This window comes from Priestia sp. 10L35, assembly GCF_056395685.1.
The window spans coordinates 106,775-119,967 of the sequence record NZ_JBFTKA010000003.1 but is presented as its reverse complement, the minus strand read 5'-3'; the positions used below and the strand labels follow the sequence as shown (position 1 = coordinate 119,967).

The 13,193-nt window shown below is 32.5% G+C and carries 10 protein-coding genes; 9 read left to right on the top strand and 1 reads right to left on the bottom strand.

Annotation, left to right across the window (positions count from 1 at the left end; all coding sequences use genetic code 11):
- Positions 1-90: 90 nt before the first annotated feature.
- Positions 91-417, top strand: a complete 327-nt coding sequence (locus tag AC1DEF_RS11605; RefSeq protein ID WP_097825092.1) for a PadR family transcriptional regulator — start codon at positions 91-93, stop codon at positions 415-417.
- A 1-nt stretch (position 418) separates the two neighbouring features.
- Positions 419-1,096: a DUF1129 family protein gene (locus AC1DEF_RS11600; protein ID WP_097825091.1), complete on the top strand. Its 678-nt coding sequence runs from the start codon at positions 419-421 to the stop codon at positions 1,094-1,096.
- Between the two features lie 172 nt (positions 1,097-1,268).
- Here AC1DEF_RS11600 and plsY read toward each other — a convergent pair whose 3' ends face one another.
- The gene (plsY, locus tag AC1DEF_RS11595) at positions 1,269-1,856 is read right to left on the bottom strand and encodes a glycerol-3-phosphate 1-O-acyltransferase PlsY (protein WP_477727380.1); all 588 of its coding nucleotides are present in this window, start codon (positions 1,854-1,856) and stop codon (positions 1,269-1,271) included.
- Positions 1,857-2,322: 466 nt separating this feature from the next.
- Here plsY and AC1DEF_RS11590 point away from each other — a divergent pair, with 466 nt between their 5' ends.
- From AC1DEF_RS11590 to AC1DEF_RS11560, 7 genes are all read left to right on the top strand, one after another.
- Positions 2,323-2,511 carry a hypothetical protein gene (locus AC1DEF_RS11590; RefSeq protein ID WP_016764545.1) on the top strand — a complete coding sequence of 63 codons (189 nt, stop codon included), beginning with the start codon at positions 2,323-2,325 and terminating at the stop codon, positions 2,509-2,511.
- Between the two features lie 306 nt (positions 2,512-2,817).
- Entirely contained in the window at positions 2,818-3,129 is a 312-nt protein-coding gene (locus AC1DEF_RS11585) for a hypothetical protein (protein WP_048019095.1), read from the top strand.
- A gap of 129 nt (positions 3,130-3,258) precedes the next feature.
- The gene (locus AC1DEF_RS11580; RefSeq protein WP_477727426.1) at positions 3,259-3,999 is read left to right on the top strand and encodes a glycoside hydrolase family 25 protein; all 741 of its coding nucleotides are present in this window, start codon (positions 3,259-3,261) and stop codon (positions 3,997-3,999) included.
- A 34-nt stretch (positions 4,000-4,033) separates the two neighbouring features.
- Entirely contained in the window at positions 4,034-4,354 is a 321-nt protein-coding gene (locus AC1DEF_RS11575) for a pyrophosphohydrolase domain-containing protein (RefSeq protein ID WP_318331220.1), read from the top strand.
- Positions 4,355-4,724: 370 nt separating this feature from the next.
- The gene (locus AC1DEF_RS11570) at positions 4,725-6,410 is read left to right on the top strand and encodes a hypothetical protein (RefSeq protein WP_318331221.1); all 1,686 of its coding nucleotides are present in this window, start codon (positions 4,725-4,727) and stop codon (positions 6,408-6,410) included.
- A gap of 12 nt (positions 6,411-6,422) precedes the next feature.
- Positions 6,423-8,000 (top strand): hypothetical protein, encoded by a 1,578-nt coding sequence (locus AC1DEF_RS11565; RefSeq protein ID WP_318331222.1) that lies wholly within the window; start codon positions 6,423-6,425, stop codon positions 7,998-8,000.
- Entirely contained in the window at positions 7,997-13,099 is a 5,103-nt protein-coding gene (locus AC1DEF_RS11560; protein WP_477727379.1) for an FtsK/SpoIIIE domain-containing protein, read from the top strand. The genes AC1DEF_RS11565 and AC1DEF_RS11560 overlap by 4 nt, the downstream gene beginning before the upstream one ends.
- Positions 13,100-13,193: the final 94 nt, after the last annotated feature.

The window sequence follows — 13,193 nt, the reverse complement described above, 5'->3', positions numbered from 1 at the left end:
TGAGTGATATAAAGCTATCTTGTCTTGCAAGGTAGCTTTACTTTAAAAATGTATATTGTATAACAAGATAGTGAAAAGGAAGAAATCGATATGTCTTTGAGAAGTCAATTGTTAAAAGGAATTTTAGAAGGGTGTATCTTATCAATCATTCAAAAAGAAACGGTTTATGGCTATGAGCTATCCCAGAAGCTTCAACAATATGGATTAAATGATGTGAGTGAAGGTTCGATTTACCCAATTTTACTACGTCTTCAAAAGGAGGGATTAATAAAGGGAGAAATGAAAGCATCGCCTTCGGGTCCTAAACGAAAGTACTATCATCTTACGGCATCTGGTGAGAGCGCATTATGTGAAATCCAAGAGGAATGGATCAACATTCAAAACCCTGTAGATAAATTGTTGAATAGGAGTTTTTAAGATGAACGCTAAGGAATTAATTAAATTAAATAATAAGAAGCGAAAAGAGCTGACCAAGGAAAATGAAGAGTACTATGATAATATGCTTGTTTACATTCGAACGAGTGTGTCAGTTTCTGAACAGCAGGCTGAAGAATTATTGATGGAGCTTTTAGATCACCTTATTGACGCACAAGCGGAAGGGAAGCGTGCTGAAGAGGTGTTTGGAGAAAACCTTAAGACGTACTGTGATGAAATGATTAAACAGTTACCTAAAGAACCCTTAAAAAGCACTGCTTTTTTTATAAGCTTTTTATTGTTACAGCTAGCAAGCTTGATGGCTATAGTAAGCGGGATAGGAAATATCGTTGTACATTATGTTAAGGATAGCAGCCAGACTGTTTATATCGGAACAGCAATCGTCACTTTTGTTATTGTTGCAGCTATTATTTCTCTTGATGTTTTTCTGCTTTTAAAATGGATACAAAAATCTGTTTACAAAATTTCGAATAAGATTAAGGACTTTTTTCTACTCTTTGTCTTAATTTTTATTTCTCTTGCCGGGATGGTTTTTTTACCAAAGCTTATTCCACCTTTTGGGTATGTAATAGAAGTTGGAGGTTTCTTATATTTAGCTGCTGGTGCCGTAACACTCATCGTTTTAAGGTGGTTAAATAGTAAATATCAAATTACAAAATGAGGTATAGGAAGCAGCGAAATGTATTGTTTAGTCTATAATCAAGAGCATTTTTAAAGAAATTTCATAATTTACGTCTATCTTGGGACAAGACATACTAAAATAATTAAAAAGGTGTTCAACGCATGAACACCTTTTTGGTAACACCATTTAAAAATTACTAACTTTAGTACGTTTAAAAATTAACCTTAGGTTCTGTACCTAATTTAATGCGTTTGAAGTTTTTAATATGCTTCCATGTAATAAAAACAAAAATAACGGCTGCGAATACCATTAATACTACATCACCTATATAGAGTGATGCCAAAAAGGCAACCAATGCGCCAATAGGTGAAGATAAGGATACGTATTTAGAAATTTTGAGAGAAATTAAAAAAGCAAGAATCCCTAGAATGAAAGCTAATGGTGAAAATGCAAGGAATACACCAGCGGCAGTCGCTACAGATTTTCCTCCTTTAAACCTTGCAAAAATCGGATAGCTATGTCCAAGAATAGCAATAAATCCAGGGACAAGCATATGCAAGTGACTATTCATCATAAGCGGTAAACAGACAGCTAGCGAGCCTTTTGTTATATCGCCGATCAACACTATAATACCTGCTTTCTTTCCTAAAGTACGAAAGGTATTAGTGGCTCCTAAGTTACCGCTTCCGTGCTTGCGAACATCGGTTTTGTAAAAGCCCTTTCCAATCACTAAAGCAAAAGGAATGGACCCAATTAAATAAGCTAATAAGATAATTATAGCGTTTGTTAATACGTTCATTGTTGGCACCTCAAATTGTGTTGTTAGTATTCGTTAAAATATAAATGCGGTAAAAGCAGTCTTTTGTATGGCTAAAGGCCTCTAGTTTTTTCGGTGGAGTTTTTGTAAATTCGATTGGATTTCTAGTGGAACAACCCAATAATTTTTGATATGTTAAGATATTTTTGAACTTTTAAGCCTTGATACGTATTAGTATAGGTTGAGATGTCTATTGTGAATACGTAAAAAGAAGAAAAGAGGAGAAACGAAAAGGAAAAAACAAAAAACTTGTAATACAATTTTAAAAATATAACATAAATATTTAAAGGTTAAAAGATATTTTGGGTATATTGTAGTAGAAAAAAGCGTTTTGATCATTTTTTTATGAAAAACAAGACAAAAAAATTAACAAATCCAAAAAAATATAATAAAATGTAAAACAGTGTTTCGAAATATTAACTTCTTAAAATTGAAAGGGGTTCTGCACTTGTTGTGGACAGATATCAAAGAACGAGAAGTAGTTATGTACAAAAACTGCCAGGCGAAAATTTTAGAAAAAAAAGGGCCGAATAAAATAGTCGTTCGAAATCTAGAATTCCCGGAAAAAGGCGATTGGATATCAGCCGAGCTTGATTTTGAGGCTGTTGAAAAATTTGAGAAGAGTCGAGAACACTAATACAAAAAACATTTTATAATACTTCTATTTATCATATAAGAAAAAGCCGAGCTTACATTTTGAGTTCGGCTTCTTTGTTGATGTTTACTTAGTTCTCTTGACGAAGAGCTCCTCGTTATTACATGTAAAACAACGCCTTTTCCTCTCGTTCATTTTCCACTATTACACTAGTCCCGTATAAAAACGTATCTTTATATGGGACTATCGATTTATTTTTAGTACACGTATTTTTGCCACTTTTTTCATATACAACCGTTCAGAAACAAAACCTCTGTGCATACATTGAAGACAAAGGGGGAGGATACATTGGGAAAAACAAGTCGTATATTGAAATGGGTCAGCGGAGGATTAGAGGCTCTTTGGGGGATTCCCCTCCTAGGAGGCACCTTGGTTATAAGTCTAGCCTACACGCCGCTTATTCTAATGCTCGCATTGCACGTCGTAGGTTTAGTATTTGCGATTAAAACAAACAAAGTTCGGACAGGGCATATCATGGGAATTGTCTGTTCCGCTATTGCGTGGATTCCTGTGGTCGGTATGATCATGCATATTTTAACGGCTATTTTCTTGCTTATAGAAGCAGCCAAAGATAATGAACCATCTGAAGACGCAGCATAAAAGAAAAGCCGCCTGATTTTTAGGTGGTTTTTTGTATCTATTAACAAAGACATGTAGGCTCTCTTGTTTTGGAAAATCCTTTTTATGTTAGAATATTAGAAGTATTTTCTAAAAAAGGGGGTAAACATAATAGGCAAAGCCAATCGAAAAAACAAAAGACTTTTTACAGCAGGACTCATATTAGTCGCTCTTGTAAGCTTTATATTTTTACTATGGAGTAAAGGATGGGTAATTCCTAATGCGATAAGTGCCAACCGCTATGATGTAAAAGGCGTAGACGTATCTTCTTATCAAGGGGAGATTGATTGGAGTGTGCTGAGTAAACAAGATATTCAGTTTGCTTTTATCAAAGCAACGGAAGGAAGTTCATTTCAAGATCCTTTATTTAAACAAAACTGGGAACAAGCAAATCGCAAAAGCATGCGGATCGGAGCTTATCACTTTTTTAGCTACGATAGTAAAGGTTCCACACAAGCGGCTAATTTTATCAAAACGGTTTCTCTTAAAGATAACGATCTGCCTCCCGTGATTGATGTTGAATTTTACGGAGACAAAAAACAAAACCTTCCGTCTCAGAAATATGTATACAAGGAGCTTTCTAGCATGATTAAACATCTTGAATCTCATTATGACAAGCGCGTCATTCTTTATACGACGCCTAAAGCGTATAACTTGTATATTAAAAACAGATATCCTGAGTGTGATATTTGGATTCGCGATGTTGTGAAAAAGCCTACTCTTGAAGAACAGAAGAAATGGGCGTTTTGGCAGTATACGGACAAAGGGCGGTTAAGCGCCTATAAAGGTAAAGAAACGTTTATTGATTTAAATGTGTTTAACGGAAATCAAGCAGAATTTGAAAAATACTAGTTTACTAGAAAGGTAAGAGATGGAGGGAAAAATAATGCCTACTTATAACAAGCTAGTGCGTGATAAAATTCCTACGGTTATTGAACAAAGCGGAAAAACCTTCAAATCACGTGTGCTCCAGCGAGAGGAATATCAACATGAGCTGACGAAAAAGGCAAAAGAAGAACTTCAAGAGTACGTAGAAGCCCAAACGCATGAGGAGGCAATTGAAGAGCTCGCGGATTTACTGGAAGTTATGCAGGCGCTAGCAGCTGTGCACGGGGCCACGCCAGAACAACTTGAGAAAGTGCGTGAGGAGAAGGCCAGGGAGCGCGGGAAGTTTGATGATCGGGTTTATTTAGTGGAGGTAGAATAAGAATAAATTATTTTAGTAAAAGGAAAAATGAAGATAATTTTATTATTTGTTCAAGAACCTACTACATTTCAGACCTGATTTTCATTATTTGATACTTTATTCTAGAGATTACAGGTAATTTAAGTTAAAATAAAACAATTTTATTCCAGATATTATTATATCTATGCTATAATCAATAAGAGAATAATGAGGTATAATTACCTAAAAAAGGAAATTTAAAGATTACTTTTTACCTATTTTGTCTTTTGATGGATAGTTTTTTATTGTCGATTAGAAGCAATTTGGGCTGTTTTTATGCCATCAATTAATTATTGGATTTATGAAATTAGGTAGTACTAAAATAATAAAATGACAAAAGGAGAGAATGACTTTGAATAAAAATACATTTGTTGACTATTTAGATCAATTTAATGTTTTATCTCCTAATCACTCTAAAATATATGATGAATACACATACGATAAAGGTAAAGACTCGTATGTTTTTAAAATTGAAACGAAGGCAGAAACGTATCTTTGTAATTTATTTTTAAATAACCCTCAAAGCATTATATTAACAGGAAATGCGGGGGATGGAAAGACTAGGTTATGTCGTTCCGTTTATAATTATTTTCACCAAGATGGTTTAGTAGATTGGCCTGAATCAGGAATACTTGAAGTAGATTTTCCGCACGGCAAAATTAGAATGGTTAAAGATTTATCAGAACTAAAAGACGAAATTATACTAAAGGAACTTAGTAGATTACAAGCAAGTGTAAACGATAACCATACAGATAAAATATACTATCTTATTGCTGCAAATGAAGGTAAGTTGACTAAATTTTTATCTCAACATGAAGATCTATCCTCGTTAAAAGTGGAAGTTAAAAGACGTTTTAAGACCCACTTAGCCAATAATTCCACTTTTAGTATTATCAATTTGTTAGATGTAACCTCATCATTATACGTTGAAAAAGTCTTAGATGAATGGAATAAAGAAAGTAACTGGTCGGTATGTGAAAGTTGTTCTAAGCAAAAAGCGTGCATTATAAATTTAAATCATAAAAGATCTTCCAAAGGTTTTGTGAAAAATAGATTGGTAGAACAATATAGGTTTCTTGACTATTTAGGCACCCACATAACTATGCGTGAAATGCTTATACATATTAGTTATATCCTTACCGGTGGTTTAACTTGTACAGATGTGTTGGATGCAGATTATGCAGCCTTAAAATACCAAATTGACAAACCATATTATGAAAATTTCTATGGGAATAATGCTGCCAATGAAGCTCTTTCGGATATGAGAGCAATAAAACTCTTTAAAGAATTAGATCCAGGAAGATATTCTGATTCTAATATAGATGATTTTATTTTAAATGGCGATATTAGTGGCAATGTTCAATTGGAAGCTTTACATGAAGATTTATTTAATTCGGATTTAGATTTATATCTAGGATACTTTAAGAAAAGATTAGATATTTATCGTAATCATAACAAAGAGAGTAATGATAACCTCATTGAAGAATGGATAGAAAAGTTAAGAAGAAAGTTTTATTTCGAATTCCCTTCAGAAGAATTTTTTAATAGAAATAATTTAGTTCCCTTTAAATTTGTAAATATATTTGACGAGCTTTTTGGTGACCAAAGGAAGCAGGCGATAAGCAAAAGGGACTTAACTAGAGGCCTTAATCGGGCTTTTTCTAAGAAATTAGTAGATAGTAATAGAGAATTATTCTCTACTTCAGAGAACCTAATGATTCATTCAAGTATACCTATAAGTCAGATGAAAATAAGTGAAGAAAAACAAAGAGAGGACATTGATCACAGATCCTCTAGCTTTGAAATTACTGTAGGTAATACTAAATTATCTTTAAATTTATATGTATTTGAGTATCTCATGCGCTTAAGTAACGGCGATACTCATAATATTTTAAAGGAAGATGTGGAAATCCTTCTTGATACATTTCGTAACGAATTAATAAAAGAAACTGAAACTGACCCTTTTGTATTAAACATTCTAAGGTTAGATAAAGAAAACGGTTTGTATGTGCAAGATTGTATAGAAATTTTAGAATAAGGGTGAATAGACATGCAGAATTCAGATAAAAATGTAGAAGAATTTTCATCTCAGCTATCTGCAAAAATTTGGGGGCATCGTTTTAAAGATGGTCAACGTGGACCGGAGTATGTTTTAGAGTTCTTAAATGTTTTATATGGAACAAATTATCAACTAAATGCAGATTGCTATTTTAGAAATAAATCACAAAATTTACGTAAATTTATCTTTGAAGGCGTCAAAGAAGGTAGTAAGCGTGGCAGCGCGCAACTTGATCAAGAAAAAAAGAAATTTCTTTATGAAAAACTTCAAGATGATAACAAAATCGAAGTTATCAGAGAGTTTTTTAGAAATCTAGAAATACCTCTTGTGGACGGAAAAGGAAAAGAAGCTGATCGCTCCTGGTATGCTCGATCGTTATACCCTTTACACGAGAGCCTACTTTTTTTTGAGTTACGTGTTAAAGGTGAAAATACTTCTTACGAACGAAACTTTTTTGCACGTGGTGGAGAATTATATTATTTAATGGTTTCTTATGGAGCTGAAAAATTTCCAGGTGTTAAATATAGAATAGAGCAGAGGTTTCAACAATTATTACAAAAAAACAATTCTGTTGGTCAAATAGTCGACTCTATTCAAAGTGTTTTAGGTGATGAAGATGAAAATAAATCTCAGGACAAGTACCCATTAAAAAAGATGGAAAAACTGTCTAAGGAATACCCTCATTTGCCAATTGAAGAACATGCACTTTTTGATCAGTTTGCTGAAGAAATGTCAAACTTATTGAATTTAGATATTGATGTTTACGATATGTTTAAGCTTTTAACAAGTTTAACTTGCTTTCATATTTTATTGTATATGTATGAGCGATCTAAAGTAGAGGCCACCAACCGAATAGAGTTTTTCTTTGATTGTTTAGATGGCAAAAATAAAGAAGTGCAAAAAATATCAACTAGCACGTTTAAAAACAACGAAATTTTAATTAAAGAAAAATTTGAAGACTATTTCTCAAAGCAATTTTTCAGCATTATCGGTCATGAGGAAGAAGTCAATAGAGAGTTAAGTAAGTGGAAAGAAGATCCGATGATCTTTATTGAGAAGATGGGTTTGCAAAAACTTCAATCTCGCAAAAAGCGAGTAATAAATTCATTGCAAAAGTGTAAAAATTATGAGGATGTAAAAGACAAACTTCATAATGTAGTAAAGGAAGTCATTTCTGACACATTAAAAAGGCACCAAATTTCTATTAATAGAACTTTAGCTAGAGATGGCGGAGTAGGTAACTTTAAAGCGGGCTCTAGTTACAGATATTTGATGACAGATACGTTCTTACAAACACTAGTTTTTATAAACGTGAAACCAAAAGAATCGATAGAATTTAGTGAGTTTTTAAATATTCTATATAAAAAATATGGGTTCATAGTAGGGGAAATGCAGGCACGAGAAAGCGCATTGTATGATAGGTCAAAAGTCAACATTCGTCATTATCAAAAAAATGAGTTGGCTCTTAGGGAGAAATTAAGAAAAAATGGATTGCTAGTAGAATATTCGGATGCTACAGCAATGATTAGAAATCCGTATGAGATGGCAGAAGGTGTGATGACAATATGAGCAATATAACCGAAGACAAATTGTTGGCACAATGGATTAATAGGCTGTTAGTAGATCATTTCAAGAAGCAAAAAGATGAATATACAGAAAAATTATTTGTTAAAATAACCGGATTAACTTCAAATAATATTCAGCTTTTATTAAGTGAATTAAACTTGAATATAGGTTCACTGAGGAATTATTACGAACCTGTTATTCGAACAATAACCCCAGTAGAAGGTTTTAGTAATTTTGCATATAAAGACTTTGAAACAAGTACATGGCTTAGAAATAATACTAAATCTAATCAGGCTCTAATCTTAGTTATTAACGAAATGACACCTGAAGCACAAAGTTTAGAAAATCTATTCACTGTTGATGAATCCTATTTATTAACTTCAAGAGGGTTAATGTCTATTTATAATATTTTAGCAGAATCTGGACAGATTGCCGCGGATGAGATAAAGCATATTGAAGCTTTTATTAAAACTTATCAAAGTATTTGTGAGCCGCAACTTAGAAATGTTGTGAAGTTTTTGGTTCATGTATTAAACGACAATAGTTCCTCAGTTATAGATAGTATTCAAAAGAATTTACCTCACCTTAATTTGTTTGTTGATATGAAGCTAAAAGTAGGTGGAGCAGGTAAAAGTCGTTTACAAAAGAACTATCTACTAGCTAACTTGCAAATTAAAGAGTCACAACATGAGAAAATACAAAATAATCTGTACTTATTTTTAGAACAAGAAGAAAAAAATAATTGGCCCGACGAGATTTGGGAAAGTAAAAATATAGACGAGTTAACTAAAGAAGTAATTGAGTTTTTAAACCAAACATCAGATGCTTTTTTATTTAATGATTTTGACTTTGTCCAAAAAGTCACAGACTTTAAAGTAGGGCCTCCGACTATAAAAGAGCAAATTTGTGAAGTATTAGAAGAGAATAAAGACCGTTTCGAGCAAGAAGAATTAAAAAGCTTTGAAAACGGACTAGATGAAGTAATATCTAATGACAGTCCTGAAGCGATTAAAGAATTTGTCGAAGAGTTTGAGGAAGAATTAACTTCTAAGAACGGGCTTGTGAAGAAGTTAAATCGCTCTGTAGAAAAACTAATGAATCCATCTATATACAGTGATATAACACTAGCTCTTTTAAAAGAGACATTTTCTCTAATTGAAGATGAGAGAGAGAATAGTAACATTATAAACTCAAGATTCAATTTACAAGTTATTACATCTAAAACTAGTGAAAATGTTTTAACAACTTTGAAGCTTTATTTAGAAGGGCTAGAAAATTTAGTACCCAAAATTACCTTTGATAAACTAAAGTTACCTACAGTAGACGAAACTTCTAAGGATACAGATATTACATTTGAATTAAAACACTACATTGATAATGAAGTTATAGGAAATCGTAAATTTAAAATTACCTCATTTAATAATCTCGAGTTATGCACTCTTAAGCAATATGCTGAAAAAGATATTTTACCTTACATCAAAAATTATGCAGAGAGTGACCTAGAAATATTAGATGTTAATAACTACATGAAGTCAAGTGTGAAAAATTATCTCTCGATGAATGATCAAAACATGCAACAACACTTTGATTATTTTTCAGCTTATTTAGAGCGTTATTTAGTTCATATAAACAAAGCATTTAAAGAAGGTTTTTTTGTACTAGATCCTCAAAGATTAGAACAAGAATTAGAAGAAGTTCTTTCTCGTGTTTCCACTTCTTCGTCCGTTGCTAAACATATTTATCAAAATATTAATATTATAGGTGCCGTAGATTATTTTGATACAAAAAAGGGAGAATCCAGAATACCTGACTCTAGGAAGCTAACTATTGTAAATCCTATCCGGTTAATAGCATATCTTAAGCGTTTTGAAACTCTTAATCAATTTGTTCAAAAATGGTGTGAATATGCTACTCAAGGTAACTTAGAAGTAGAAAAGCTAGAAGAGTACTTAGAATTTGCATACAGTAAAGTTAGTCATTTAGCACCAAGGTATTTTTCAGTATTAGAAGACGATACTTATTTAATCGAAAATGACGAATATTTTGGAGAAGGATCCTTTGTTATAAATACAAAGCAGGCACAAAATACTGACTACTTATCTCAAGAGCTATCTGAAGAATTAATAAAAGTAGTTAAAAACTATTTAGAAGTATACCCCTATGCAAAAGATGGGCTAGATATGCTTTTACTACACTGCCAGAGTAGTGAAGTAGTTATGAAATGTATCGATGCTTTATTTTCAAAAACGAAAGTGAAGAAAATGCGTTTAACTATTCACAGCGAATCTGCTGCTAAAATTCATCATCAATTAAATAAATGGCTACAGCAAAAAGAGGAATATACAAAGTCTGAATTGAATAGTAAATTCCCTAAAATTGAAATAAACGTAATTTCAGGCAGAAACCTTAACGAAATATCAAATCAAGTTGAAAAACAGATGGTAGACGCTGATTTAGTAGTATTAGCGGACTACTTTGGTCAAGGAGAACAAGTAAAGTACAGATATGAACGTGTCACTCCTATAAATTCAACAAGCTGGTTTGAAACTATATATAAAGAGCCACTCAATAATGATGAAGCTGTTAAACGTATAAGTTATGTTAGTGAGCATTTACCTAAAACATTACAATATTTTTATCAGTTGCAATATATAGTTCAAACAAATTTAATGCCTGAAAAAAATGAGGTACAACTTCTAAAAAATATGATATCAATTACGAGCGAAAAACAAAGTGCATTAATTGACTTTATGCATCAACGCTTTAATTGGTCAGTGATTTTAGATAGGTATTTAGACAAAACTCTTTTAACTAAAACGTCTAGTGAAGCAAATATTATTCAATATAAACCTAAAGTAGGAAAGAGCAGTCGTTTCAAGCTTATTGTTTCATCATCTAAATATATTCGTAAACTTACTGAAGAAACAAATGATTTTGCATACTATGACCGGTTGCATCGTAAGCTCGTATCTATAATGAAGAACGAAAATATATCGCGAGATGCGATCATTGAAGCTGTTAATAAAGTTAAAGATATTTCAGGAGCTCTTGTCTTGAAGGTGATTGGTCGAGGAAAATATGCTCATGAAATGCTAGCAACCTATTTATCTACTGAAAGAAGGCTTACTCACAGTGAACGTAAGCTACAGGTATGGTCAGTTTGTGATGACTTACCTTGGTTTTCTAGTAACAAAAGAAGACCAGATTTAGTCTTAACTACTATTGAAAGAGAAAACGAAGGTTTAAAAATCACATTTGAGTTGCTAGAGCTTAAATTTATTAATCATAATATCTTTGATAAGGAGCGTTTTGATGCTCTTAAGCAGGTTAAGCCTGGTATAAGCTTATATAATAACCTGTTTAGATTTGGTAACGAACAGCTAGATACAAATCATTGGAGGAGTGAGCTGGTTCAGTACTTTATCGAAAAGAATTCTTATGGTCCAGAACATGCGAAACTTTTAAAAGACTTACAACACATTTCTTTAGATAAAATAAATGTCTCTATTAGTGGAAGCGTAGATGTGTATTGTTATACGTCTAATTTAACGGAATATAATTTTGAACAATTAGAAAAGGGTGTATATGTAGATTCATTAGATTCTAACATAAAAAATTATATATATACTCGTGCCTATATTTTAAACACGTTGCAAGCAGACGAATCAAATATGCCAGAATATGAAGAGCTTGCGAAACTGGAATCTTTGAATGAGACATTACAAAAAACTTTTGAAAACAAAGATATTGAAGGAATAGCAGATTTAGTAACAACAGGGAACATAGAAGTGCAAAATATTGAGGTTAATAAAGCAGATAATGAAGAGGTTCTGAGAACAATAGATAACTTAGATGAGCATACTACTAAAATGGTCAGTCAGGAACAAGACCAAGACCTCAAAAATGAAGTTATTAACACTCAGATAGCAACAATAGAACCCGATAATCATGGTGACTATAGCTACCCTGAAATTAAAGCTCTTAATGGTCTAGAGCTAAAATATGAAGTGGAAGATAATAATAGTGAAGAGCTAAAAAATACGTATATTAGAAAATTAAAATATAACTTTAACCATAATAACATTCATATTAACGTGAAAGAGTCAATTATTGGTTCAAGCGTAATACGTTTAATTTTAACATTGCCCCCGGATCTTTCAGCAAATAAAATTATTTCACGTACAAAAGATATACAGCTATGGCTAGGATTAAATAGCGAACCACATGTCTTTATTAACAACCGGGGGATGAATATAGATATTGTAAGAGAAGAACCTGAAACAATTTATTTTGAGCAATTTATGAAGCTTACAAGAGAGCAGATCCAGCGGGATGTTAAAAAAACAAATTTAATTGCTCCATTGGGACTTAATCCACTAAATGAAGTTATTTATATGGATTTCTCTAGTTCCCTGTCCCCTCACCTTTTAACTGGAGGAACAACTGGGAGTGGAAAGAGTGTCACACTAAATTCTATTATTTTAGGAATAATGTGTTTGTATGAGCCTGAACAAGTTCAATTTATGTTTATTGATCCTAAAAAAGTGGAGTTTACAATTTATGAGAATAAAAGACATACGATGAATGTTATTACTGAAATTAGTGAAGCAGTCTTAATTCTTCAACATATGGTAGAAGAAATGGAGCGCCGATATACTACTTTTGCTCAAGAAGGTGTAACCAACCTAGAAGAGTATATTGAAGAAGTAGAAATTGTTCTTCCTAGAATAATAGTAGTGTTTGACGAATTTGCTGATTTTATGACACAAGATGCAGATATGAAAAAACAAGTAGAAAATGCCATCATGAGGTTAGGACAAAAAGCAAGGGCAGCAGGAATTCATTTGATTATCTGTACCCAAAACCCAAAATCTGACATAATAAATACTAATATCAGAAATAATTTGGGTGCTCGCTTGGCTTTACGCGCGGCTGATGCAACTGCATCGAATATCATTTTAGATGATTCAGGAGCAGAAAAGCTTGCAGGAAAAGGCGATTTCTTAGCTAAAGTTCATGGAAATGTTGAGAGAGGGAAAAGTCCTTTCTTAACTCCTAAAGTTCGTAGAATGCTACTTAAATATTTTAATAAAACGGAATAATAAGTTGTGCATCTAGACGATGTCTAGATGCCTATCTTTTCATAAATTTCATTACTGGTAAGATTGCTCCAGTAATAATATAGAAAGGCGAGAA